Annotated in this window: 26 protein-coding genes; 14 read left to right on the top strand and 12 right to left on the bottom strand. The window is 74.0% G+C overall.

Translation table 11 applies throughout. The features are described from left to right. Positions 1-9: 9 nt before the first annotated feature. Entirely contained in the window at positions 10-1,143 is a 1,134-nt protein-coding gene (locus DQ241_RS21370; protein ID WP_113829791.1) for a flagellin, read from the bottom strand. Positions 1,144-1,280: 137 nt separating this feature from the next. Then, positions 1,281-2,234, bottom strand: a complete 954-nt coding sequence (locus DQ241_RS08800) for a sigma-70 family RNA polymerase sigma factor (protein ID WP_113829790.1) — start codon at positions 2,232-2,234, stop codon at positions 1,281-1,283. Between the two features lie 190 nt (positions 2,235-2,424). Between DQ241_RS08800 and DQ241_RS08795 the strand changes: the two genes are divergently transcribed. The 9 genes from DQ241_RS08795 (at position 2,425) to DQ241_RS08755 (ending at position 9,332) form a co-directional block, all read left to right on the top strand. Then, positions 2,425-2,910 carry a flagellar protein FlgN gene (locus DQ241_RS08795; protein ID WP_113829789.1) on the top strand — a complete coding sequence of 162 codons (486 nt, stop codon included), beginning with the start codon at positions 2,425-2,427 and terminating at the stop codon, positions 2,908-2,910. Continuing rightward, positions 2,907-4,325 (top strand): flagellar hook-associated protein FlgK, encoded by a 1,419-nt coding sequence (flgK, locus tag DQ241_RS08790; protein ID WP_113829788.1) that lies wholly within the window; start codon positions 2,907-2,909, stop codon positions 4,323-4,325. The genes DQ241_RS08795 and flgK overlap by 4 nt, the downstream gene beginning before the upstream one ends. Positions 4,326-4,330: 5 nt before the next feature. Next, positions 4,331-5,233 (top strand): flagellar hook protein, encoded by a 903-nt coding sequence (locus DQ241_RS08785; RefSeq protein WP_113829787.1) that lies wholly within the window; start codon positions 4,331-4,333, stop codon positions 5,231-5,233. 43 nt (positions 5,234-5,276) lie between these two features. After that, the gene (gene fliW, locus DQ241_RS08780) at positions 5,277-5,741 is read left to right on the top strand and encodes a flagellar assembly protein FliW (protein WP_113829786.1); all 465 of its coding nucleotides are present in this window, start codon (positions 5,277-5,279) and stop codon (positions 5,739-5,741) included. 68 nt (positions 5,742-5,809) lie between these two features. After that, the gene (csrA, locus tag DQ241_RS21285; protein WP_255410974.1) at positions 5,810-6,097 is read left to right on the top strand and encodes a carbon storage regulator CsrA; all 288 of its coding nucleotides are present in this window, start codon (positions 5,810-5,812) and stop codon (positions 6,095-6,097) included. A gap of 201 nt (positions 6,098-6,298) precedes the next feature. Further along, on the top strand, positions 6,299-6,766 hold the full coding sequence (locus DQ241_RS08770; RefSeq protein WP_113829785.1) for a hypothetical protein: 468 nt from the start codon (positions 6,299-6,301) through the stop codon (positions 6,764-6,766). A 71-nt stretch (positions 6,767-6,837) separates the two neighbouring features. Further along, the gene (locus DQ241_RS08765; protein WP_113829784.1) at positions 6,838-7,938 is read left to right on the top strand and encodes a flagellar biosynthesis protein FliA; all 1,101 of its coding nucleotides are present in this window, start codon (positions 6,838-6,840) and stop codon (positions 7,936-7,938) included. 282 nt (positions 7,939-8,220) lie between these two features. Further along, the gene (locus tag DQ241_RS08760; RefSeq protein WP_113829783.1) at positions 8,221-8,568 is read left to right on the top strand and encodes a hypothetical protein; all 348 of its coding nucleotides are present in this window, start codon (positions 8,221-8,223) and stop codon (positions 8,566-8,568) included. Continuing rightward, positions 8,565-9,332 (top strand): hypothetical protein, encoded by a 768-nt coding sequence (locus DQ241_RS08755; RefSeq protein WP_113829782.1) that lies wholly within the window; start codon positions 8,565-8,567, stop codon positions 9,330-9,332. Before DQ241_RS08760 ends, DQ241_RS08755 begins: the two co-directional genes overlap by 4 nt. A 59-nt stretch (positions 9,333-9,391) precedes the next feature. On the opposite strand, the gene DQ241_RS08750 is transcribed toward DQ241_RS08755, so the two are convergent. The 4 genes from DQ241_RS08750 to DQ241_RS08735 all read right to left on the bottom strand — a co-directional run bounded on the left by DQ241_RS08750 (position 9,392) and on the right by DQ241_RS08735 (position 14,672). Further along, the gene (locus DQ241_RS08750; RefSeq protein WP_113829781.1) at positions 9,392-11,383 is read right to left on the bottom strand and encodes an NlpC/P60 family protein; all 1,992 of its coding nucleotides are present in this window, start codon (positions 11,381-11,383) and stop codon (positions 9,392-9,394) included. A gap of 180 nt (positions 11,384-11,563) precedes the next feature. Further along, positions 11,564-11,752 (bottom strand): hypothetical protein, encoded by a 189-nt coding sequence (locus DQ241_RS08745; RefSeq protein WP_113829780.1) that lies wholly within the window; start codon positions 11,750-11,752, stop codon positions 11,564-11,566. A 112-nt stretch (positions 11,753-11,864) separates the two neighbouring features. Next, on the bottom strand, positions 11,865-13,154 hold the full coding sequence (locus DQ241_RS08740) for a citrate synthase (protein WP_113829779.1): 1,290 nt from the start codon (positions 13,152-13,154) through the stop codon (positions 11,865-11,867). Between the two features lie 114 nt (positions 13,155-13,268). After that, positions 13,269-14,672, bottom strand: coding sequence for an aspartate ammonia-lyase (locus DQ241_RS08735; RefSeq protein WP_113829778.1), 1,404 nt, complete (start codon positions 14,670-14,672; stop codon positions 13,269-13,271). A 173-nt stretch (positions 14,673-14,845) separates the two neighbouring features. On the opposite strand from DQ241_RS08735, the gene DQ241_RS08730 reads away from it, so the two are divergent. Both DQ241_RS08730 and DQ241_RS08725 read left to right on the top strand, forming a co-directional pair. Next, positions 14,846-15,520, top strand: a complete 675-nt coding sequence (locus tag DQ241_RS08730; RefSeq protein ID WP_113829777.1) for a hypothetical protein — start codon at positions 14,846-14,848, stop codon at positions 15,518-15,520. Positions 15,521-15,601: 81 nt separating this feature from the next. Beyond that, on the top strand, positions 15,602-16,213 hold the full coding sequence (locus tag DQ241_RS08725) for a DUF1707 domain-containing protein (RefSeq protein ID WP_113829776.1): 612 nt from the start codon (positions 15,602-15,604) through the stop codon (positions 16,211-16,213). 1 nt (position 16,214) lies between these two features. On the opposite strand, the gene glpX is transcribed toward DQ241_RS08725, so the two are convergent. Then, positions 16,215-17,264 carry a class II fructose-bisphosphatase gene (glpX, locus tag DQ241_RS08720; protein ID WP_255410973.1) on the bottom strand — a complete coding sequence of 350 codons (1,050 nt, stop codon included), beginning with the start codon at positions 17,262-17,264 and terminating at the stop codon, positions 16,215-16,217. Positions 17,265-17,334: 70 nt separating this feature from the next. Between glpX and DQ241_RS08715 the strand changes: the two genes are divergently transcribed. Together DQ241_RS08715 and DQ241_RS08710 are read left to right on the top strand one after the other, a co-directional pair. After that, on the top strand, positions 17,335-17,955 hold the full coding sequence (locus tag DQ241_RS08715; protein WP_113829775.1) for a DUF4245 domain-containing protein: 621 nt from the start codon (positions 17,335-17,337) through the stop codon (positions 17,953-17,955). Positions 17,956-17,959: 4 nt separating this feature from the next. After that, positions 17,960-18,226 carry a hypothetical protein gene (locus tag DQ241_RS08710; RefSeq protein ID WP_113829774.1) on the top strand — a complete coding sequence of 89 codons (267 nt, stop codon included), beginning with the start codon at positions 17,960-17,962 and terminating at the stop codon, positions 18,224-18,226. Between the two features lie 5 nt (positions 18,227-18,231). Here the strand turns inward: DQ241_RS08710 and DQ241_RS08705 are convergent, their stop codons facing one another. From DQ241_RS08705 to DQ241_RS08695, 3 genes are read right to left on the bottom strand one after another with little or no spacing between them, the layout of a single operon-like run. Further along, entirely contained in the window at positions 18,232-18,453 is a 222-nt protein-coding gene (locus DQ241_RS08705; protein ID WP_113829773.1) for an exodeoxyribonuclease VII small subunit, read from the bottom strand. Beyond that, positions 18,450-19,685: an exodeoxyribonuclease VII large subunit gene (gene xseA / locus DQ241_RS08700; RefSeq protein WP_113829772.1), complete on the bottom strand. Its 1,236-nt coding sequence runs from the start codon at positions 19,683-19,685 to the stop codon at positions 18,450-18,452. The genes DQ241_RS08705 and xseA overlap by 4 nt, the downstream gene beginning before the upstream one ends. A 30-nt stretch (positions 19,686-19,715) precedes the next feature. Next, on the bottom strand, positions 19,716-20,663 hold the full coding sequence (locus tag DQ241_RS08695) for a hypothetical protein (protein ID WP_113829771.1): 948 nt from the start codon (positions 20,661-20,663) through the stop codon (positions 19,716-19,718). Between the two features lie 113 nt (positions 20,664-20,776). Between DQ241_RS08695 and DQ241_RS08690 the strand changes: the two genes are divergently transcribed. After that, on the top strand, positions 20,777-21,739 hold the full coding sequence (locus DQ241_RS08690) for a 4-hydroxy-3-methylbut-2-enyl diphosphate reductase (protein WP_113829770.1): 963 nt from the start codon (positions 20,777-20,779) through the stop codon (positions 21,737-21,739). A 66-nt stretch (positions 21,740-21,805) separates the two neighbouring features. Here DQ241_RS08690 and DQ241_RS08685 read toward each other — a convergent pair whose 3' ends face one another. Beyond that, complete coding sequence (locus DQ241_RS08685; RefSeq protein ID WP_113829769.1) at positions 21,806-22,432, bottom strand: DUF6542 domain-containing protein; 627 nt, start codon at positions 22,430-22,432, stop codon at positions 21,806-21,808. A 270-nt stretch (positions 22,433-22,702) separates the two neighbouring features. Next, positions 22,703-23,809 (bottom strand): DNA recombination protein RmuC, encoded by a 1,107-nt coding sequence (locus DQ241_RS08680; RefSeq protein WP_113829768.1) that lies wholly within the window; start codon positions 23,807-23,809, stop codon positions 22,703-22,705. Positions 23,810-23,822: the final 13 nt, after the last annotated feature.

Raw genomic sequence — 23,822 nt, 5'->3', positions numbered from 1 at the left:
GCGCTGGGATCAGCGGAGCAGCGAGAGGACGCCCTGCGAGGCCTGGTTGGCCTGCGCGAGCATCGCGGTGCCGGCCTGAGTCAGGATCTGGTTGCGGGTGAACCCGACCATCTCCTGGGCCATGTCGGCGTCGCGGATGCGGCTCTCCGACGCGGTCAGGTTCTCCACCGCGACGTTGAGGTTGTTGATGGTGTGGTCGAACCGGTTCTGCTTGGCACCCAGGTCGGCACGGGCGGTCGACACCGTCTTGAGCGCCGCGTCGATCGCCTGGATGGCCGAGTCCGCGCCGCTGCCCGAGGTGCTGTGAGCCACGGTCAGACCGGCCGCCGTCACGTCGCCGGCGGCGGCGCTGGACGGGCCGCTGATGACCACGCCGCCGTAGGCGTCGACCTGGGCGCTCAGGCCGGTGCCCTGCAGCTTCTTGTCGAACTGCGACTGCACGAGGGCGTGGTTCTTCTCGGCGTCGGCGCTGGTGGCGCCCGTCGACCAGTCGCTGAGGTCCAGCGTGTGCGTGCTGCCGGCGTAGGTGATCGCGATCGCCGTGCCAGGAGCGGCGGCGGCGTCGAAGTCGATCGAACCGGAAGCGGCGGTCCAGGCGTTGCCGCCGGTCGTCACGTCGACGTCGTTGACCTCGAGGCCCACAGCCGACATCGAGGTCCCGACCTCGACCTCGATGACCTCGCCCTGGTTGGCACCCACCTGGAAGTTCTTGGAGAAGTTGCCGTCCAGCAACTTCTCGCCGTTGAACTTGGTGGTGTCGGCGATCCGGGTCAGCTCCTCCTTGAGCTGCTCGACCTCCTTCTGGATGTTGTTCTTGGCGTCGGTGTTCAGGCCACCGTCGTTGGCGGCCTGGACCGACAGGTCACGCATGCGCTGCAGGATGGAGGTGGTCTCGGTGAGCGCACCTTCAGCCGTCTGCACGACCGAGATGCCGTCCTGGGTGTTGCGGACGGCGACCTTCAGGCCACCGATCTGCGAGCGCAGGCCCTCCGAGATGGCGAGCCCGGCCGCGTCGTCGGCGGCGCGGTTGATGCGGAAGCCGGAGGAGAGCTTCTCCAGCGACTTCGACATCTGGTTGTCCGTGATGGACAGGTTGCGGTAAGCGTTGAGCGCCGCGATGTTGTTGTTGACGCGCAGACCCATGGTGTTCCTCCTTGGACGGGGTCTTACTGGATTCCCGCTGCATCCGTGCTGCGGGTCGTGCGGTGGTGCATAGGGAGTTACGGCCTGGGGCGCCTGGGACTTGAGGCGAAACCGAGTTCTTTTCGGCCGTTCCTCACTCAGGCGGGTTGCGCCCGACCCGGGATCGGCCAGCCGGCCCGGGGGCGGGGGATGGCGGGGGAGCGGGCCGCCACTCGTTCGACGTAGCTGCGCTGCTGGTTGCGGGCCCGAACCCCGCCGTCGGCGGGGACGGCGCGGCCGTCCCACACCTCGCTCATGGCCGCGTGCAGCAAGGTCAGCGCCCGGGCGCGCATCTGCGAGACCCGAGAGAGGGTGACCCCGAGATCGTCGGCGATGTCGGTGAGCGATTCGTCACCGAAGAAATTCCTCTCTACGACCTCGTCGAGCCGGTCGGGCAGGGCCCGGATCGCCTCGTGCAGGTAGCGGGCGCGCTCGCCGCGCAGCAGGGCCCGCTCCGGGGACTCACCGGTGTCGGGCAGGTCCAGCGATGCGCCGTCGGCACTGGTCTCGGCGTCGATGCTCACCATGACCGCGCGGTGCACGTCGACCTGCAGGCTGTCCAGCTCGCTGCGTGGCACGCCCAGCACCTCCGCGAGCTCCTCCCGTGTGGGCGGGCGGCCCAGGGAGATGGTGAGCGCGTCGGCGGCGGCGTCGGTGCGCCGCGCCGCGGCGCGCACGGAGCGGCTGGCCCAGTCCCCGGAGCGCAGCTCGTCGAGGACCGCGCCCTGCAGCCGGGCGAGGGCGTAGGTGGCGAACGACGCGCCGGCGGAGGGGTCGAACCGCCGGGCTACCTCCACCAGCGCGACGTGCGCGCAGGACAGCAGGTCGTCCCGGCTCACGTGCGCCGGCAGCGAGATGCGCGCCGCGACGGCGTTCACCGCGAAGGCGGCCAGGGGCAGGTGCTCGGTCACCAGGGCGTCGATCTCGGCCTGGGTCCGGCCGGGGCCACCGGTGGACTTGGAGGGGTGCGGGGTGCGACCGGACGCGGTTCGCTCGCGCGGGAACCGCTCGCGCTGAAGGCGCTCGGAGGCGAGGGCACGGGCTGGGCTCACGTCCTCCTTCTCGGCTGACCGTGGGCGAGGTGGCACCGCCCATCGGCAACTTTCCGTCCTGACTTGAGCGCTCCTCGCCCGCTCGGCTTGAGGGGGCGGGTGCGGGTGCCGAAGCCAGCCCTGACGAGGGAGCGCCGACCGGGGGGACCGGGGCGGCGCCCGGCACGAGAGACGGAGAGGCGGTGGACGCGTGGACTACCAGCACCTGTCGACGTTGCTGTGGCGGGAGCAGGAGCTCCTGGACCTCCTGCTGTTCAAGGCGGAGGAGAAGCAATACCTGATCGTGACGGGCAAGACTCGCTGGCTGGCGCGGATCGCGCACGAGATCGAGGTGGTCCTGGACCAGCTGCGGCTGCTCGAGGTCGAGCGCTCGGCCGCCACCGAGGCGATCGCGGCCGCGCTGGGCCTGGAGGCGAACCCGTCGCTGAAGCAGGTCGCCGAGGCTGCCCCCGCGCCCTGGAGCGATCTGCTGGCCAAGCACCACGAGGCGCTGCTGGTGCTCATCACTGACCTGCGCAGCCTCAGCGACGCCAACCGCGAGCTGATCGAGGGCGGCCTCGCCGCCATCGGCGACGCCCTCGTGCAGACCCGCACCCCGTCCGCCGGGACCTACGGCTCCACGGGCCGGCACGACGACGGCGCGCACCGCGCGGTCACCCTGGACGGCGCCCTGTGAGCGGCACCTTCTCCGGGCTCAACGCCGCGACGACGTCCCTCTGGGCGCAGCGGCGCGCGCTCGACGTCACCGGGCAGAACATCGCCAACGTCAACACCAACGGTTACAGCCGCCAGCGCGCGGACATGCAGGCCATCGGCGGCAGCGCGGTGCCGGCCTTCTACTCCACCAGCGACGGCATCGGTGGCGGGGTGTCGGCCGACGACATCACGCGCATCCGCGACGTCTTCCTGGAAGGGCGCGGGCACACCGAGCACGCCAACTACGCCCGCCAAGCCGTCGAGGCCGGCGCTCTGGAGCAGGTGGAGACCGCGTTCCGCGAGCCCGGGGACCAGGGCCTGCAGAGCATGCTCACCGACGTGTGGGACGGCTGGGAGGCCGTCGCGAACAACCCCGACACCGATGCCGCCCGCGCCCAGGCGCTGCAGCAGATGCAGACCCTGGTCGGCGGACTCCACTTCGCCTCCGCCTCGCTCGACGCGCAGTGGAAGCAGACACGTGAGAACCTCACCGTCCTGGTCAAGGACGTCAACGCGGCCGCAGCGACGATCGCCGACCTCAACCAGGCGATCCAGCGGGCCACCCAGACCGGCCTGCCCGCCAACGACCTGGCCGACCAGCGCGACGTGCTGGTCATGCAGCTGGCCGACCAGGTCGGCGCCACCGTCCGCCAGGGCAAGGACGGCATGCTCGACGTCGTCGTGGGCGGGGTCACCATCGTCGGCGGCGCAAGCGCCGCCAAGCTGGCCGTCGCCGGCGGCCTGGACATGGGCGACACGGCGGGAAACCCGGTCCGGTTGGTCACCGCGGTCGGCGGCTACACAGTCGCGGCCGACGGCACGGCGGCCGGGCAGGTCGGTGTGCTGAACGGGACCTTTCCCAAGTACCAGAAGGAACTCGACCAGCTGGCCAAGGGTGTCGCCGACGCCGTGAACGGGCTCCACGTCAACTCGCCCACCAACCCCACGTCCGACAAGCTCGGGAACCCGGGTGGAGCGGTCTTCGACTCCGCTGACGGCGGCGCGATCACCGCCGCCACCATCCGCGTGGCGATCATCGACCCCGCCCGCATCGCGGCCTCGGTCATCACCGGTGGGGCGAACACGGACAACAGCAACGCCGACCGGATCGCCCAGCTGCGCAACGCCCCGTCGGGCCCGGACGCCAACTACCGGAAGCTCGTCGTCCAGCTCGGCGTCGAGGCGGCCACGGCCAACCGCAACGTCGACATCCAGGCGGTCATCACCACGCAGGTGGACGCCGCCAGGGAGTCGGTCGCCGGCGTGAACATCGACGAGGAGATGACCAACATGCTCTCGTTCCAGCACGCCTACTCGGCGGCCGGGCGACTGGTGACCGCGATCGACGAGATGCTCGACGTGCTGATCAACCGCACCGGCCGCGTGGGGCTGTGATCTGAGTGCGCATCACGCAGCGGGCGGTCACGCTCACCAGCCTGCAGGGGCTCAACCGCAACCTCGACGCCCTGGGCCGGCTGCAGAACCAGCTCACCTCGGGCCGGCTCGTCAACAAGCCGTCGGACTCGCCGACAGCCACCAACCGGGCCATGCAGACCCGTGCCGAGCAGGCGTCGGTGGCGCAGCAGGCGCGCAACGTCACCGACGCGAAGAGCTGGCTGGAACAGGGCAGCTCGACCCTGCTGGACATGATGAACATGACCCAGCGGGTGCGTGACCTCACCGTCCAGGGCCTCAACGAAGGCGCGGTCTCCACGACCAGCCAGCAGGCGCTGGCCACCGAGGTGGCGTCGCTGCGCGAGGGGCTGCTCAACATGGCCAACACCAAGGTCATGGGGCGGCCGCTGTTCGGCGGGGTCACCGCAGGGCCCAACGCCTACGACCCCGCCGGCACCTACATCGGCACCGCGGTGACGCCTGGCGTCACCGCGGGCACGGTCACCCGCCGGGTCTCGGACAGCGAGTTGCTGCGCGTGGATCTCAGCGGCCCGGAGGCATTCGGAGCCGGGGCGGACGACCTGTTCGCCGTCGTGGGCGGGATCGCCGATGCCCTGCGGGCCGACGACCACACGGCCCTCCAGGGGCAGCTCGGCAAGCTGGACGACGTCCTGAAGACCATGCAGGGCGCCGTGGCCGACATTGGCGCCCGCGCCTCCCGCTTGGAGCGGGTCGAGCAGATCAACGCCGACCGGAAGTTGATCCTCCAGTCGCAGCTCGCCGAGACGGAGAACATCGACCTACCCGAGACGATCATGAACCTCGAGATGCAGAAGACCGGTTACGAGGCAGCGCTCGCCGCGACGGCGAAGGTCATCTCCCCCACGCTCCTGGACTACCTCCGCTGATGTCCGGCCCCCCCGCCCTCGCCCGCCCGAGGAGGTGCACCGCATGACGCCGTGCCCCGCCGTCCTGGCCAACCGCTCGCCCACCCCCGCGAGCGCGCCGGTCCGGACGCCCGCCGCCGCCCCAGCGGTGCAGGTCCTGTCCCTGACCGAGCCGCTGCCGGGCTTCCCGGCGCACCGGGACTACGCGCTGGTCCCGGCCGACGGCACGGGTCTGCTGTGGTGGCTGCAGGCCGTCGCCCCCGACGGTCCGCGGTTCGTCGCGGTGCCCGCGGCGGCGTACTTCCCGGAGTACGCCCCGGTCCTCCCGGCGGCGGCGCGCGCGGAGCTCGGCCTCGCCCCGGCCGACGACGCACGCGTCTACTGCCTGGTGACCATCCCGGACGGGGACGTCACGGCCGCCACCGCGAACCTGCGGGCCCCGGTCGTGGTGAACGAGACCACCGCGCGCGCACGGCAGGTGCTCCTGCCCGACGGCACCCATCCGGTCCGGCGGCCCATGCGCCGATAGAGAATCCGCGGGCGGCGACACCGCCGCGCGCAGCCACGGACGGCCACACAACCCATGGAGGGGTACACGTGCTCACACTCACCCGCAGCGTCGGCGAGACCATCCGCATCGGCGACGACATCGAGGTCCACGTCGTCGAGGTGCGCGGCGGCACGGTCCGGCTCGGCTTCAAGGCCCCGCGCGAGATCGCGATCCACCGCGAGGAGGTCTACCGGCAGATCGTCGAGGCCAACCTCCTCGCCGCCCAGGTCACCGCGGACACGCTCGGCGCACTGGCGGCGTTCGCGCCCGTGGCCCCCGCGACCCCGGAGGCCGACCCGGCGGCGGCACAGGGCGGCGAGCAGCTGCAGGCCTGACAGATCTGCATGGCGGTCGGGGGCATGGTTTTGGCAGAGGTCGCCCGCGTGTCCCGGTCTGCCCGCTGACAGCGGCCGACACGGGCAACTTCTGCCGAAGTCGCCCCCTCACAACTGCGTAGGGCACGGCGAGTCTTGTGCCCTCGTGGCGGCTTGCATGCGGCAGATTTCTCCCCAAGCAAGTGACAGGGGGCGATCACCATGCAACACAGTGCATCCAACGCGCAGAACGGCGTCGACCAGGGCGAGCAGGAGACCGTGGTCGTCCACGTGCAGCTCCGGCCGCGTCGTGGTGCGACCCGGAAGTGCCTGGCCGCCCTCTCGACGCTGGCCGCGCAGCACGACCAGGTGTCCTTCGCCGTCACGGGGCTGAGCAAGGACGACCGCGTCGTCCGGGTCACCGTCGGCGTGGAGCTCGGCCCGCGAGCCGGCGTCGCCAAGTTCTCGCCGCAGGCGCAGGCCGCCTACGCGTTCGTGAGCGAGATGTTCACCGGGCTCTACGACCACATGCCGGTCTACGTGGCCGAGCCCAGCGAGGCCGAGCGCGCCGCCGCAGCGCTCCTCATCGAGCGTGCCGACCGCGGCGCGACCGCCGCCGACGTCCTCGAGGCGCTGCCCGCCGTCCCTGCTCCCCGGGCTGCCGGCCCGGGTGAGCGGATCCCGGCCTGACGGCCGTCTCCCGAGCTTCGCGGGGCCTCCTTCCCCGAGGTCCTCTCTTCCCCGTACCGCCAGGAGTTCCGGTGTCCGACCGCTTCTCGTCCTCCCCGACCGCTCTCGACAACCGTGCCCGTCTCCGCCAGCCGCTGGTCTTCGGCGGCATCCCGGAGGCGGACGGGTGGGTGCTCGCGCCCATCACCGCCCGCGACCGCGTCCACTTCCGGGTGGACCGCGAGCTCCCGCTCGACGAGTTCCGCGCCGAGCTGCCCGACGGCGTCACCGTCACCTACGACCAGGGCGACGGCCTCTACCGCGTCGACGGCGCCCGCGGCTCGGCGTCGGTGCTGGCCGACTGGGTCAAGGCCTGGTGCGCCGGGCACGGCACCACTACCATCGGGCTGCGCGCCGAGACCGACGTCCGCCGCCGCGACCCGCGTGACCTGCCGCCGGCCTTCCTCGACCAGCTGTGCCGCCACTACGGCCCGGTCAGCCTCAAGCGGCTGCAGCGCAACATGAGCACGATCCGGCTGCACCTGCCCGACCCCGACGACCTCGGGCAGCAGGTGTTCGAGTGGGTGCTCAAGGCGGTCGCGCAGTACGACGAGACCAAGGGCGTGCCGTTCGGCGCCTTCCTGGCCACCCAGCTGTCCAAGTGGGTGCACGACCTGGGGCGCAACGCGCACGGCCGGACCGCGGCCGACACCGAGCACAAGCAGCAGAAGGCGATCGCGTCGTTCATCGCCGAGCACCAGCGCCGGCCCAGCGAGAAGGAGCTCGCCGCCTTCATGGGGCAGAGCGTGGCCACGCTGCGCCGCAACTCCCAGACGGTCGCGACCCTGAACGGGCTGCGCAACCTGCAGTCGCTGGACGGCGGCCCGGACTCGACCGAGATCCTGCTGCCCGACTCCTCCGAGGCGCCCGACGAGATCATGGGTGAGGCGGAGCAGACGCTGCTCTCGCACGCGCTGACCGCGGCCTGCGCCCCGGACCCGACCGCCCGCCGCGACCAGCGCGCCGGCCAGCCGAACGTCCTGGGCTGGGCGACCTGGTACCTGACCACCTGGGGCGGGCAGACCAAGACGCAGCTCTCCTCGGAGCTCAACACCTCGGTGCGCAACATGAACGTCTACGCCGACCGGGTCGAGAAGGCCCTCAAGACCCGCCTGTCCGAACTCGCCGACTGAGCTCGCCCCTGGTCGCCCTCGCCGAGATCACGACGGACCGGGCGGGCCCTAGACCGACGTCGAGGGCCCGCCCGGTCCGTCGTGATGATCAGCGGACACCGCCCGGCGCCCGCCCGGGTGACGCCGCGCCGGCCGCCGGACGGCGTACCGGTGACGGTGCGTCGCGGATTTCCTGCTGGAAAGGGGTCCATCGGGCCCCTGCGCTGCCGATATCCAGGGCGTGACCCCCCGTCCCCCCACCGCCCGCGCGCTGCCGGCGGGGACCGTGCGGGACGGCGACCGGTGACCGCCCTTCCCGCGGGGGACCCGGTGCCGCCGGTGCTCGTGCCGCACTGGCTGGCCGCCGACGAGCGCACCGCCCTGGCGACCGCCGTCCGTGCCGCGTTCGCCGACCCGCGGGTGCACCCGGTCGCCGCGATCCACCTCGAGGACGTGCTCACCGAGCTGCACGTGGCCGCCGCCCGCGACGCGGTGTGGCCGGCCTCGGCCGCCCGGGTCCGGCTGGCCACCGGCTGGGACCCCGACGTGCTGCCGGTCCGGCTCAGCGATCCGGAGCTCACCGCGGTCCTGGCCCTGCCCGCGCTCCCGGAGGCGCTGCGGGCCCGCCTGCGAGGGGACGACCGGGCATGAGCCAGTTCCGGTTCGGGGGCTCGTCCGCCGGTCTGCTCCAGCGCCTGCGCCCGGTGCGGGTGGACGTCGTCGACCTGCTCGACGTCGCGACGGCGCTGCTGCCCGAGCTCGCCGTGGACGGGCTGCGCGCCGAGGTGCTGCGCCGGCCCGGCGCCGGCTCCCAGCTGGTCGTGGAGGAGGACGAGCGCAGCACCCGCATCGCCGCCGGGGAGCTCGCCGACGACATGACGCGGGCCGGCGTCGCACCGACTCCCGAGGGCATCGCCGCCGCGCTCGCCGCCTGGGTGGACGCCCGTCCGGTGACCGACGCCTCGGCGGCCCGCGAGGGCATCGCGGTCCTCGACTGGACCGATCCGGCGTCGACGGCCGTCGCCTGGCGGGTCGTCGTGCGCCGCGGGGACCTGGCCGTGGCGTGGGTCCCGTCGCCGGCGGCCGGGCCGGCCGAGCGCCACCGTGCCCGCTCGGCGGCGCTGGGCCGCGCGCACGACGTCGAGCTGCAGCTGCGGGTCGAGGGACCGGTGGCGCTGTGGTCGCACCGGACCGTGCCGGTGCTGGCCACCGCCGCGCTGGTCGCGCCGGAGCTGCTGATCGACCGGATCGCCGCCACCGGCCTGGCCATGCCGGACATGCACGTGGTCGTGACGCCGCACCACCCGGTCGCCTGCGCCGGGCGCGGGGTCGCCGCCCGGCTGGCGGGGGAGTCCTGCGAGCCGAGCGTCACGCTGCCCTGGACGGAGCTCGCCGACCTGCCCTGGGGCTGGTGACGGACGCCGCGTCCCCGCCCGGCGAGGGCCCGACGGCGAGGCCATGACGCAAGCCCTGGTCAGGAGATGTAGCCGTACTCCCAGTGCCAGGGTTCGGGCTTCTCGCCACCCGGCGCGGCCCAGGCGGGCTGGACGAAGCCGAAGCGGCCTGCGTTGGCGGTCATCCAGGTCCACTGCGGGGTCCCGGCGATGTTGATGCCGCCGCACAGGTCCACCGCCAGCGCCCACCCGTGGTTGGACGTCCCGGGCACGGCGGCCAGCTTCGGCTTGGCGCGGAAGGCGGCCATCTGCGAGCCCACCGACCGGTAGGAGTCGGTGATGCACAGCGGTGTGCCGAACTGCGCCTGGAAGGCGTCGCTCATCTGCGCGTACCCGGCGGCGGCGTCGCAGCGCAGCGCGTGCTGGTAGACGCCGAGCTGGCACAGGGCCTGGACCGGGATCCGGCCGTTGCTCCAGCCGCCCCACTCGGGGCTGGCGATGCCCGGCTGCGGCAGCGGGGCGCCGCACGGACCGGTGGTCTCACCGACGGCCAGGGCGGCGTTCGGCTCGGCCGGGGCGGCCAGGGGCACGCGGACGGCGGTGGAGTCGGCGGCCATCGAGCGCACGCCCACCTGGTAGGTGGCGGCGGACGCGCCCAGCACGTCGCCGTCGCCCAGGTACAGGCCGACGTCCTGGCCGCCGGGGGAGAAGACGAGGTCGCCGACCTGCAGCCGGTCCACCGGCACGGGGGCACCGGACGTCCACTGCTCCTGCGGCGTCGCGGGCAGCGCGTAGCCGGCCAGCAGCCACGAGGCGGCGGTGAAGCCGCCGCAGTCGTAGGTCTCGGGGCCGGCGGTGCCGGCGACGAAGGGCTTGCCGAGCTGGGAGAAGGCGTTGCTCACCGCGGCCACCGTCTCCGCGGGCAGCACGGTGACCGGGCTGCTGCCGATCACGGCCCAGGCCACGCCCGGGATCGGCTGACCGGCGGCGTCCAGCGCGGGGGAGAGCCCGGCCGGCAGGTCCGCGAGGTCGGTGAGCTCGGCGGCTGCGGGTGGCTCGATGCCCGCGGCGGTGAGGCCGGCGAGGTACTGCTGCCAGCGCTGCACGGCGGCCTGGTTGCGGGCCTGCTGCTCCCCGGCGGCGGGGATGGGGCCCAGACCGGCCAGCACGCCGGTGACGTCGGTGCCGAGGCCGTCGACCTGACGGCGGACGGCGGACAGCACCGCCTCGACCTCGGCTTCGGCGGCGGCGACGGCCGCCTCGGCGTCGGCGACGCGCCGCTGGGCCGCCTCCAGGGCGGCGACGGTGCGCTCGGCCCGGACGACGTACTCCTCCCGCGCGCGCTCGGCCCGGTCGGCGAGCGCAGCCCGGAAGAGCACGTCGGGGGTGGACGACGGGTCGCCGGCGCTGAGGCCGAGGACCGGGAAGCGGCTGGTGGCCGGCGCCCGGTACAGCGCGGCGGCGGTGGTGCCCACGGCGTGCTGCTGGGCGGCGACCGCGGCGCGGGCGGCACCCTCGGCGTCCCGCGCCTGCTGCAGGGCGGTGCGTTCCTGCCCGGCCCGCGCCTCCAGCTGGTGGTAGGTGTCGGCCTGCTCCAGCAGCGAGCTGCGGGCGGTCAGGGCCAGGGTGGTGACGTCCTGCGGCCCGTCCTCCGGCGTGCCGGCGCCGGGCAGCACGAGAGCCAGGGCGGCGGGGAGCAGCAGGGTGCTCAGGGCGACGACGCCGAGCCGGGTGGACCAGCTCGAGCCGGTGCGCGCGGCGGCCGCGCGCGTGCCGGCGGGCCGCGTACCGGACGGCCGCTTCTTCGCGGCGGGTCGCTTCCTCGCAGCGGCGGGGCGCTTCTTCGGGGCGGGCCGCTTCGCGGCGGTGGGCTTCCTCGCCGCGACGGCGGCGCGCGCGGCGGCCACCTGCTCGGGAGTGAGGTCGGGTCGGGCGGCCAGCGCCTGGCGCAGGGCGAGGGCCTCGCGGAGGGCCTGCGCCTCGCGGGCGCTGACCACCGGCCGGGTCGCGGAGCGGGCAGCGGAGGTGGCACGGGAGGAGGCAGGGCGGACGGGCGTGCGTGGTGCGGGCACTGCGGCGTCTCCCGGCGGTCTCGAGGGCCGGCCCGCTGCGGGTGCAGCAGGCTCTGGCCCTCGTATCGACGTGCCGCGAGGGGCGCCTGAGGAGGGGGTGAGGAGTTCTCACCCCTCCGGGTGAGGGTGGAAGTCGGGTGGCGCCCGAACGGATGAGGCGTCCGGGCGGCGGTCACCGGGTCAGGGCGCCCACCAGGCGCCGTGCCGGCGCACGAGCGGGATGCGCAGCTGGGCGCCGTCCTCGGTGGAGACGACGACCTCGACCGCGGAGATGCGCACCGGCGGCCCGTCGTCCTCCGGTTCGAGGACGCTGCCGGAGGCGAGGGGGATCGGGGGCAGGACGAGGACGTCGTCGGCGGGGTCGGCCATGCGTTGTCCTCCTCGGTGCGGTCCTCGGCGCAGCCCACCGTAGGGACCACGCCGGAGCACGCAACGGGCCGGGTGATCCCGGAGGATCACCCGGCCCGGGGTGCGGCTGGGGCTAGCGGGCGTCGAGCGGGACGTAGGCCCGCTCGGTCTCCCCGGTGTAGATCTGCCGGGGGCGCCCGATCTTCGTCGTCGGGTCGGCGATCATCTCCCGCCACTGCGCGATCCAGCCGGGCAGCCGGCCGAGCGCGAACAGCACGGTGAACATCCGGGTCGGGAAGCCCATCGCCCGGTAGATGAGGCCGGTGTAGAAGTCGACGTTCGGGTAGAGCTTGCGCTCGACGAAGTAGTCGTCGGAGAGCGCGACCTCCTCCAGCTGGCGGGCGAGGTCCAGCAGCTGGTTGTTGCCCCCGAGCTTGTCGAGCACCGTGTCGGCGGTCTTCTTCACGATCGCCGCGCGCGGGTCGTAGTTCTTGTAGACCCGGTGGCCGAAGCCCATGAGCTTGACGCCGGGCTCCTTGTTCTTCACCCGGTTCACGAAGGAGGCGATGTCGCCGCCGTCGGCCTGGATGCCCTCGAGCATCTCCAGCACCGACTGGTTGGCCCCGCCGTGCAGCGGGCCGAAGAGCGCGTTGATGCCGGCCGAGACGGAGGCGAAGAGGTTCGCGTGCGACGAGCCGACCAGCCGCACCGTCGAGGTGGAGCAGTTCTGCTCGTGGTCGGCGTGCAGGACGAACAGCATGTCCAGCGCCTTGGCCAGCTCCGGGTCGACGTCGTACGGCTCGGCCGGGAACCCGAAGGTCATGCGGAGGAAGTTCTCCACCAGGCCCAGTGAGTTGTCCGGGTAGAGGAACGGCTGGCCGACCGACTTCTTGTAGGCGTAGGCCGCGATGGTGGGCAGCTTGGCCAGCAGCCGCACGGTCGAGAGCTCGACCTGCTCGGGGCTGAACGGGTCCAGGCTGTCCTGGTAGAAGGTGGACAGCGCGCTGACCGCCGAGGAGAGCACCGGCATCGGGTGCGCGTCGCGCGGGAACCCCTTGAAGAACTGCTTGAGGTCCTCGTGCAGCAGCGTGTGCCGGCGGATCCGCTGGTCGAACTCCTCCAGCTGGGTCGCGGTCGGGAGCTCCCCGTAGATCAGCAGGTAGGTGACCTCGAGGAAGCTCGAGCTCTCCGCCAGCTGGTCGATCGGGTAGCCCCGGTACCGCAGGATCCCGGCGTCACCGTCGATGTAGGTGATCGCCGAGGTGCAGCTGGCCGTGTTCACGAAGCCGATGTCGAGGGCGACCCGTCCGGTCGTCGCCAGCAGCTTGCTCGTGTCGAGGCCGTCGGAGCCCTCGGTCCCGTGCTTGACGGGCAGGGGCAGTTCTCCACCGGGGTAGCGCAGTGCTACATCTGTCTCGCTCATCGACGACGACGCTAGCCCTTCCCGACGGCGAATGCGGCCCGACCCCGCCCGAAGGGGGCGGAGCCGGGCGTGACCTCCGGCGTGCCGCCCCGTTCGCGGCGGCTCAGCGACGGGTCAGGGGTGGGTCATCGACAGGACGTCGAGCGCCTCGTCGAGCTGCTGCTCGGTGAGCTTGCCCTGCTCGACGTAGCCCCGCTCGACCACGACCTGGCGGATCGTCTTCTGCTCGGCCAGCGACTGCTTGGCGACCTTGGCGGCCTCCTCGTAGCCGATGTACTTGTTCAGCGGCGTGACGATCGACGGCGAGGACTCGGCGTACTCGCGGCACTGCTCGACGTTGGCCACGATCCCGTCGACGCAGCGGTCGGCCAGCAGCCGGCTCACATTGGCGATCAGCCGGATCGACTCCAGCACGTTCCGGGCCATGAGCGGCAGCGTCACGTTGAGCTCGAAGACGCCGGTGGTGCCGGCGTAGGTGACGGCGGCGTCGTTGCCGATGACCTGGGCGCCCACCTGGATGACCGCCTCGGGGATCACCGGGTTCACCTTGCCCGGCATGATCGAGCTGCCCGGCTGCAGGTCGGGCAGCTGGATCTCGCCCAGGCCGGTGCGCGGACCCGACCCCATCCAGCGCAGGTCGTTGGCGATCTTGATCAGCCCGACGGCGATCGTCTTCAGCTGCCCGGAGGCCTCCACCAGCGAGTCGCGCGAGCTCTGCGCCTCGAAGTGGTCGCGCGCCTCCGACAGCGGCAGCTCCATGTCCTCGGCCAGCCGCTCGATGATCGCCGCGGCGAACCCGGGCGGGGTGTTGATGCCGGTGCCGACGGCGGTGCCGCCCAGCGGCAGCTCGCCGATGCGGGGGAGCGAGGCCTCCAGCCGCTCGATGCCGTAGCGGATGGCCGCGGCGTAACCGCCGAACTCCTGGCCGAGGGTGACCGGGGTGGCGTCCATCAGGTGGGTGCGGCCGCTCTTCACGACCGTGGCGAACTCCTCGGCCTTGCGCGACAGCGAGGCCTCGAGGTGCATGAGCGCCGGCACCAGGGTGCGCACGACGGCGCGGGTGGCGGCGATGTGGATCGCCGACGGGAAGACGTCGTTGGACGACTGCGAGGCGTTGACGTGGTCGTTGGGGTGGACCGGCGAGCCGAGCGCCTCGGTGGCCAGGGTCGCGATGACCTCGTTGGTGTTCATGTTGCTCGACGTCCCGGAGCCGGTCTGGAAGACGTCGATGGGGAAGTGGTCGTCCCAGTCGCCGCGGGCGACCGCGCCGGCGGCCTCGGTGATCGCACCGGCGACGGCGCCGTCGAGGACGCCCAGCTGCGCGTTGACGGTGGCCGCCGCGCCCTTGATGGCGGCGAGGGCCCCGATCAGCTCGCGCTCGATCGGCGTGCCGGAGATCGGGAAGTTCTCGACGGCGCGCTGGGTCTGGGCCCGCCACTTCGCCCAGCCGGGGACGCGGACCTCCCCCATGGAGTCGTGCTCGATGCGGTAGTCGGTGCCGTCCTGCTCGGTGGCCACGTCTGCTCCCGGGTGGTGTCGATGGTGGCAGTGCTCCGCGAAGGACCCTAGATCCCGCCTCCGCCCGGGGCGGGCGGCGGTCCGGGCGACGCCCCCGGGACGGGGGTGCTGGGCCGTCGGCCGGCGCTCTCCTAGCATCCGCGAGGAAGATCACCTGTCCCGAGGAGAGCCCGATGTCGCAGCCGCCGTACCCGCCGCAGGGTCCCGAGGGCGGAGGTGACGCGCCGGCGCAGCCGCCCTCGGACCGGCCGGACGGGCCGACCGGGCAGCAGCCCTACGGCCAGCAGCCGGGTTACGCGCAGCAGCCCTGGGGTCAGCCGGGCTACGGGCAGCAGCCCTACGGCCAGCAGCCCTACGGCCAGCAGCCCGGCTACGGCCAGCCCTACGGTGAGCAGCCCGCTCACGGGCAGCAGCCGTACCCGCAGCCGGGGCAGGGCGGCTACCCGCCGCCGGGGCAGCCGTGGGCGCCGCCGGGCAGCCGCCCCGGCGTCCCGGGGGAGCAGCCCCCGAAGAGCAGCCGCAACCTGGTCATCGGGCTGGTCGTCGCCGGTGTGGTGCTGATCGCCGCCGCCGGCATCGCCCTGTTCCTCGTCCTGGCCAACGGGGACGACGACGGCGGGAGCGGCTCGGCCATCCCGGCCGCGACCTCCGAACCCGACGGCCTGGGCGACGACGCAGGCCTCGACGGTCTCGCCGAGGACTGCTACGACGGCGACATGCAGGCCTGCGACGACCTCTTCTGGGACTCGCCCTCCGGTTCCCTCTACGAGGCCTACGGCGACAGCTGCGCCGGCCGCCAGGAGACCGACACCCTCGAGTTCTGCGCGGACGCCTTCGGCACCGAGTGACCCACCGCGACCGGCCCGGCACCCCGCACGGGGCGCCGGGCCGGTCCGCGTCCGGGGGTGGGTCCGCTAGCGTCGGGAGGCGTGACCGACGACGCAGCGCTGCCCGGGGTGCGCGCCTCCGACGCCGACCGCGAGGCCGTGGTCGCCCGACTGCAGAAGGCGCTGGCCGAGGGGCGGCTGGACCTCGACGAGTTCGGTCAGCGCGCCGGCACCGCCTACGTGGCGGTGACCACCGCCGAGCTCGCCCAGCTGGTCGACGACCTGCCGACCGAGGCGCCGGTCGAGATCGTCGGCCGGCGGGCCCCGGAGACGCTGAGCAGCTACTTCGGCGACATCAAGGTCGCCGGGCCCACCGTGCCGACCAGGGCCACGACCGTGTTCGGCGACGTGCAGCTCGACCTGCGCGGGCTGCGTACCGGCGCCGCGCGCCTCGACCTGCGCCTCGGCACGGTCTTCGGCGACGTCGACGTGATCGTGGCCGAGGGGGTCGACGCGCAGCTCGAGGGACGCACGGTGTTCGGCGACCGCATGGTCGACCTGGCACCGGTGCCCCGGGTCGCCGGCACCCCGCTCGTCGTCGTGCACGCGCGGACCGTGTTCGGCGACCTGAAGCTGCGCAGCCTGGCGCCGGGGGAGTCCCCCAGCCGCTGGCGCCAGCTCATGGAACGGCTGGCCCAGCGGCGGGCGGAGTGACCTACTGCCGGTCGAAGGGCACCGCGGAGTAGGCGCGCAGCTTCTCCAGCGAGTGCAGGCTCTCGATCGACCGGATCGTGCCCGACCGCGAGCGCATGACCAGCGACTGCGTCGTGCAGCCGCCCGCGCGGTACTGCACGCCGCGCAGCAGCTCGCCGTCGGTGACGCCGGTGGCCACGAAGAACACGTCGCCGCGGACCAGGTCGTCGATCTGCAGCACCCGGTCGAGGTCGTGCCCGGCGTCGATCGCCTTCTGCCGCTCGTCGTCGTCCTTGGGCCAGAGCCGGCCCTGCAGGCCGCCGCCCATGCACTTGAGCGCGCAGGCGGCGATGATTCCCTCCGGCGTGCCGCCGATGCCCAGCAGCAGGTCGACGCCGGTGCCCTCGCGGGCGGCGGCGATCGCGCCGGCGACGTCGCCGTCGGTGATGAACTTGATCCGGGCGCCGGCGTCGCGGACCTCGTGCACCAGCTGCTCGTGGCGCGGGCGGTCCAGGATGCAGACGGTGACGTCGCCGGGGGAGACGCGCTTGGCCTTGGCCACGCGGCGGATGTTCTCCGCCACCGGGACGGTGATGTCGACGACGTCGGCCGCGGCCGGGCCGGTCGCGATCTTCTCCATGTAGAAGACGGCCGACGGGTCGTACATGGCGCCGCGGTCGGCCACCGCCATGACCGCGATGGCGTTCGGCATGCCCTTGGCCATCAGGGTGGTGCCGTCGATGGGGTCGACGGCGACGTCGCACTCGGGCCCGTTGCCGTCGCCGACCTGCTCGCCGTTGTAGAGCATGGGCGCTTCGTCCTTCTCGCCCTCGCCGATGACCACGACGCCCTTCATGCTCACCGTGCCGATGAGCGCGCGCATGGCGTCGACGGCCGCGCCGTCCCCGCCGTTCTTGTCGCCGCGGCCGACCCAGCGGCCGGCGGCCATGGCGGCGGCCTCGGTGACCCGCACCAGCTCCATCGCCAGGTTGCGGTCGGGGGCCGGGCGGTCGGCGGAGAAGCTCCGCCCCGGGCTCGGGTGGACGGGGCCGTCGGGGACGGGGAGCTGCACAGGACCTCCATGATCGACCGCACAGTCGTTGGGCGGCGGGATGGTGAAGCGCTCCTGCGATCCTAGGGGCATGACCGAAGCCGGCCCGCCGAGCCCGAGCCCCGCCTCCCCCCGGGAGGAGGAGCCGGCCGCGCCCCCGCTCTCACCGGCCCAGCAGCGGGCGAACTCGTTCACCGCGGCCAACATGCTGCGCTCGCTGCTGCCGCTGGTCGTGATCTGCCTGCTGCTCGTCGGCTGGCAGGCGTTCCGCTCCGGCCCCGACGAGGGGGTCCGCGTGGTCGACCCGGCGAGCACGGTCCGGCTGGCCACCGAGCGGGCCGGCTACCCGGTGCAGGCACCCGAGGGCCTCGACGAGGACTTCCGGCCGACCAGCGCCCGCACCGATGCGGGGAACGCCACCGAGGGCGACTCGGTGACGCTGGAGATCGGCTACCTGACGCCGGGGGAGGAGTTCGCGGGCTTCGTCGTCAGCGACGACCGGCGGGCCGACCCGGTGCTGGCGGTGCTGCTGGATGCCACCGAGGAGGGCACCGAGGAGATCGGCGGGCAGCAGTGGACCCGGTGGACCACCGAGCGCGGCGAGACCGCGCTGAGCCGGGAGAGCGAGGGCGTCGTCGTCGTGGTCAGCGGATCGGCGTCCGACGACGAGCTGCGCACCGTGGCCGCGGCCGTCCGGCCGGTCGAGGGCTGATCGCGTGGCCGAGGACCTCTGCGCCCGCGGTGACCACGTCGCCCCGGCCGAGGGCGGTTCGTGCCCCTGCGGCATGGTCACCCGCGTCCCGGCGGCCCGGCCGGCGCCGTCGGAGGACGACGCGCTGCGCGAGCTCGTGGCCCGCTCCCTCGGCGAGGGCGGTGACGGCGACGACCCGGACCTGCGCCGGCAGGCCGACCGCGTGCTCGACGCCCTGACCGAGGCCGGGCTGCTCCTGGCTCCTCCCGCGGGGGAGGAGCAGCCGGCCTGAGCCGGTCAGCCCTGGTCGTCGGCGGGCGCCGCGGCGGCCAGCCGCTCGCGGGCCCGGTCGAGCCAGTGCTGGCAGAGCGTGGCCAGCTCCTCGCCGCGCTCCCACAGGGTCAGCGACTCCTCGAGCGTGAGCCCCCCGGCCTCGAGCCGGCGGACGACGTCGGCCAGCTCCTCCCGCGCCTGCTCGTAGGTGGTCGTCGGCTCGGCGGGCTGCTCGGCGGTGCTCACGGCTGTCCATCCTCCCGGTCGGCGGTGCGGTCCACGCGCACGGGCAGCCGGCCGCCGGCCACCCGCACCCGGAGCAGCTCGCCGTCGGCGACCTCGGCCGGGTCGCGGACGAGCGCGCCGTCGGCCTTCTGCACCACGGCGTAGCCGCGCTCCAGGGTGGCCGCGGGGGAGAGGGCGGCCACCCGGGCGCGGGCGTGCTCCAGGTCGCGCTCGGCGCCCTCGACCCGGTGGACCAGCGTGCGGCGGGCGCGGGAGCGGAGCCCCGCGACGTCCTCCTCGCGGCCGTGCAGCAGCCGGTCGGGCGAGGCCAGCACCGGGCGGGTGCGCACCGACTCCAGCCAGCGGACCTGCTGCTCCAGCCGGGTGCCCAGCAGCGAGCGCGCGCGGGCGCGCAGCCCCTCGACCAGCCGCCGCTGCTCGCCGATCTCCGGCACGATCCGGTGCGCCGCGTCGGTGGGGGTGGCGGCGCGGACGTCGGCGACGTGGTCGACCAGCGTGGTGTCGGTCTCGTGCCCGACCGCGGTGACCACGGGTGTGCGGGAGGCGGCGATCGCCCGGACCAGCCCCTCGTCGGAGAAGGGCAGCAGGTCCTCGACCGAGCCGCCGCCGCGGGCGATGACGATGACCTCGACGGCCGGGTCGGCGTCGAGCCGGCGCAGCCCCTCGATCACGTTGGCCGCGGCCTGCGGGCCCTGCACGGCGCAGTTGTGCACGGCGAACCGCACCGCGGGCCAGCGGCGGCGGGCGGTGACCAGGACGTCGCGCTCGGCGGCGCTGTCGCGGCCGGTGATGACGCCGACGACGGCGGGCGCGAACGGCAGCGGCCGCTTGCGGGCGGCGTCGAACAGCCCCTCGGCGGCGAGCAGCCGGCGGATCCGCTCGATCCGGGCCAGCAGCTCCCCGAGGCCGACCGCGCGGATCTCGGTGGCCCGCAGCGAGAAGGAGCCGCGGGCGACGTAGTAGTCGGGCCGGGCGCGCACGATCACCCGCGCGCCCTCGGTCAGCTCCAGCCCGGGCCGGTCGGCCACGTCGCGGTGGCAGGTGACCGGGACGGACAGGTCGGCCGCCGGGTCGCGCAGGGTGAGGAAGACGGTGGCCGCGCCGCCGCGCCGGGACAGCTGCGCCACCTGGCCCTCGACCCACACCTCACCCAGCCGGCCGATCCAGTCGGCGATCTTCCGGGCGACGGTGCGGACCGGCCAGGGAGCCTCGGGGGACGACGGCGCGGTCATGCCCCCGAGACTGCCACGGGCCTCCGACCGCTACTGGCCGCGCGGGGCCAGCGGGCTGCTCTCGACCGCCTGCTCCTCGAGCTTCTCCAGCCGGTTGCGCAGCATCCGGAGGTAGGGCTCACGGGCGCGGTTGGCCTCCTCGTACGAGACGAGGTCGGCCACCGTGCTGAGCGCGTACCCGCGCAGCCGGCCGCGCAGCTGGGCGATGGAGAAGCCGTCGTAGCCCTCGACCGGGGCGGTGGCGGGCTCGGCGGTGGCGGGCTCCGTCGTGGCAGCGGCCACGGGGGTCCCGCCCTCGTCGACGGCAGTGGCATCGGCGCCGGCGTCGTCGGTGACGGGGGCGGCGACGCCCTCGTCGGTCACGGTGGCGTCCACGGTGGTGACGTCGCCCCCGTCGGCGGTGAGCACGTCGACGGTGGTGGAGACGTCCGCGCCGGTCTCGACGGCGGGCGCGGCCGGGGCGTCGGACGACTCCAGCAGCGCGTTCTCGATGGCGTCGGCGTCCTCGGTGACCGCAGGGGCGGTCTCCTCCAGGGTGGGGGCGGCCTCGACCAGCTCGTCGACGGCGAGCTCCTCCAGCACGTCCTCGGTGGCGGGGGCCTCGGCGGCGAGCTCCTCGGGGGCGGTCTGCCCCTCATCGACCTGCGCCGCGGCTTCGTCGAGCTCCGCGTCGGACACGGTGCCGGCGCGGTCGAAGGCGGAGTCGCGGAAGCCGTTGGCCGGCGCTGCTTCGACGTCGTCGTCGTCGAAGGTGGCCAGCCCCGGCTCGCGGTCACCGCGGATCCCGGTGAACAGCTCGTCGCCGCGGGCGACCAGGCCGGCGTACTGCTGCTGGACCTTCATCGCGTGCTGCATCGCCAGCCCGATGACGCGCACGGGCAGCCCCGGCAGCGTCTCGGGCAGCTTGCGCGCCTCGTCCAGGACGGTGGCCGCCAGGCCGGCGGCTGCGCGGACAACCTCAGGGATCTCACGGGCCATGGCGACACCCTGCCCCAGATCGGCGCGCCCGACACCAGGTGTGGGCCGTTACACCGTCCCGGGTGGCCGGTGACGGCCCCTGCAGGGGGTTCTCCAGCACGTACCCTGGGTGCATGGCTGATCAGCGCGGACGGGTCCTGCTGGCCGATCCCCGGGGCTACTGCGCCGGCGTGGACCGGGCGGTGGTGGCGGTCGAGCGCGCCCTGGAGATCCACGGCGCCCCCGTCTACGTCCGCAAGCAGATCGTCCACAACAAGCACGTCGTCGCCACGCTGGAGCGGCGGGGGGCGATCTTCGTGGAGGAGACCTCCGAGGTCCCCGAGGGTGCGGTCGTCGTCTTCAGCGCGCACGGCGTCTCCCCGGCGGTGCACGCCGAGGCCGCCGAGCGGCAGCTGCGCACGATCGACGCCACCTGCCCGCTGGTCACCAAGGTGCACTCCGAGGCCAAGCGATTCGCCAAGGACGACTACGACATCCTGCTGATCGGCCACCGCGGCCACGAGGAGGTCGAGGGCACCGCCGGTGAGGCGCCCGAGCACGTCCAGCTCGTGGACGGCCCCGAGGACGTCGCGAACGTCCAGGTGCGCGACCCGGAGAAGGTCGTCTGGCTGTCGCAGACCACCCTCTCGGTGGACGAGACGCTGACGACCGTGGACCAGCTGAAGAACCGCTTCCCCGGGCTGCAGGCGCCGCCGAGCGACGACATCTGCTACGCGACGCAGAACCGGCAGCAGGCCGTGAAGCAGATGGCTGCCGAGTGCGACCTCGTGCTGGTCGTCGGCTCCACGAACTCGTCGAACTCGGTGCGGCTGGTCGAGGTGGCGCTCGAGGCCGGTGCCCGCGCTTCCTACCTGGTCGACTACGCCGCCGAGATCGACGAGGCGTGGCTGGAGGGCGTCGGCACGGTGGGCGTCACCAGCGGCGCGTCGGTGCCCGAGATCCTGGTCAGCGAGGTCCTCGACTGGCTGGCCGCGCGCGGCTACGCCGACGTCTCGACGGTGAAGGCGGCCGAGGAGCGGCTGGTCTTCGCGCTGCCGCACGAGCTGCGGCCCAAGCGCACCGCGCCGGTCGACTGAGCCCCGTACGACGAAGCGCCCGCCCCGGACCGGGGCGGGCGCTTCGTCGTACGTGGGGTGGCCGGGTCAGCGGCGGGCGATCAGCCGGGCCAGCGCGACCACGACCGCCGCGGCCGTGGCGATCGCCATGGTCGGGAAGCCGCGGATGAGCAGCGTGGCGACCGTCGGCAGGCTGAAGGAGGCCGACGGGGCCAGCGCGATGTTCAGCGCGGCCACGCCGATGAAGACCAGCGGGGGAGCGACGACGACCGACAGCAGGTCGCGGCGGCGCACGCTCAGGGCGGCCAGCACCGTGGAGCCGGTCAGCGCGACCTGGGTGATGAGCCCGAGGCCGATACCGACGTAGGAGTCGATACCGGCGCCGGCCAGCGTGACGAGGAACATCCCGAGCACGGCGACCGCGCCGCGGAACCGGCCGCTCTCGACGGCGGCGGTGCGGCCGCGGGCCGACGGGCGGGCCTCGGCGGACCGGGCAGCCGCCCGGCGGCCGTCCCCGGTCACGCGCTCGGAGGGGCGGGCGTAGTGGTCCTCCCGGGCGGGGCGGCGCGGGCGGTCGTGCTCCTCGTCGCGCGGGGCGCGCCGCGGGCGGGCGTGGTCGTCGAGGTCGCGGGGGTCTCGGCGGGGGCGTTCGGCGGGTCGGCCGCGCGGCGGCACCGGGGGCCGGCCGGGGCGGGAGGCTCGCTCGGCGTACATGGCGTGGTCTCCCTGGGGCGCCCGGACGGGGAACGGCCGGTCGGGGCGACCGCCCTGCCGCCACGGGTCGGCAGTACTCGCCGTGGCCATGGCGCACCTCCGTTCCACCGCGGGTGGACCCGGACGGCCCTCCCTCGGTGGTCAAAGGTAGCGAGCGCGACCGCCTCCCACGTGCAGGACGGCCGCCGAGTCGTGCCGGGTGCGGCCGGCTGGTGACAGGGGTTGCTGGGTGGGACGGACGGGGCGCGGCGGACCGGTCCGCGCGCGGGCTCACCCGCGGGTGCCGTCCCGGGGGATGTCGAAGGGCGCGTCGGGCAGCGCGCCGCCGTCGTCGTCCCCGGGCAGCTCCGGACCGGCCGGCCGCAGCGACCGGACGACCGTCTCCAGCGGCTCGGGGGTGGGCACGGGGTGCTCGGCGATGCCCAGGTCGTCGAAGCGCCGGGCCGCGGTGAGCACCGACCGCTCGTAGGAGCCGACAGTCTCGTTGAAGCGGGTCATGGTGGTGCCCAGGGCCGAGCCCAGGCGGGTGAGGTGCCCGGACAGGGTGGCCAGGCGGGCGTGCAGCCGGCGGCCCACCTCGAGCACCTGGTCGGCGTCGCGCGCGAGCCGCTCCTGCCGCCAGGAGTAGGCGACGGTGCGCAGCAGCGCGAGCAGCGTGCTCGGCGTGGCCAGGACGACGTCGCGGGAGAACCCGTACTCGAGCAGCCCGGGCTCGGCCTCCAGCGCGGTCGTCAGGAAGCCGTCGGACGGGACGAAGAGCACGGTGAACGGCGCGGCCGGCCGGAACGCGGTGGGGTAGCGGCGCGCGGACAGCTGGTCGACGTGGGTGCGCAGCTGGCGGGCGTGCTGGACCACCCGCTGCGCGCGCACCGCCTGGTCGGTGGCCTGGGTGGCCTCGATGTAGCCGGTGAAGGGCACCTTCGCGTCGACGACGACCTGCCGCCCGTCGGCGAGGGTGACCACCAGGTCGGGGCGGACGCCGGCGCCCTCGTCGTTGGTCCCCGCCGGCTGCTCGACGAAGTCGCAGTGCTCGAGGAGGCCGGCCACCTCGACGACCCGCCGCAGCTGCACCTCGCCCCATCGGCCGCGCACGTGCGGGGTGCGCAGCGCCGTGACGAGCGCCGCGGTCTCCTGCTTGAGCTGGCTCGACGCCTGGCCGACGGTGCCCATCTGCTCGCGCAGCTCGCCGTGGGCGGTGGCGCGGGCGCGCTCCATCCCGGCGAGCAGCCGGTGCAGGTGGTCGAGCGACTCGTGCACCGGCTCGAGGCCGGGGTCGTCGGGGCGGCGGCGGGCGAGCAGGGCGACCACGCCGAGCGTGACCGCGGTGGCCAGCAGCGCGCCGAGGAGGAGCCCGAGGAGCAGGGAAGCGGCATCCATGCCCGGCAGGGTG

The sequence above is a fragment of the Blastococcus sp. TF02A-30 genome (assembly GCF_003319185.1).
Classification (GTDB): Bacteria; Actinomycetota; Actinomycetes; order Mycobacteriales; family Geodermatophilaceae; genus Blastococcus.
The sequence above is the reverse complement of the archived record's forward strand: the minus strand, read 5'-3'. Positions and strand labels throughout refer to the sequence as shown.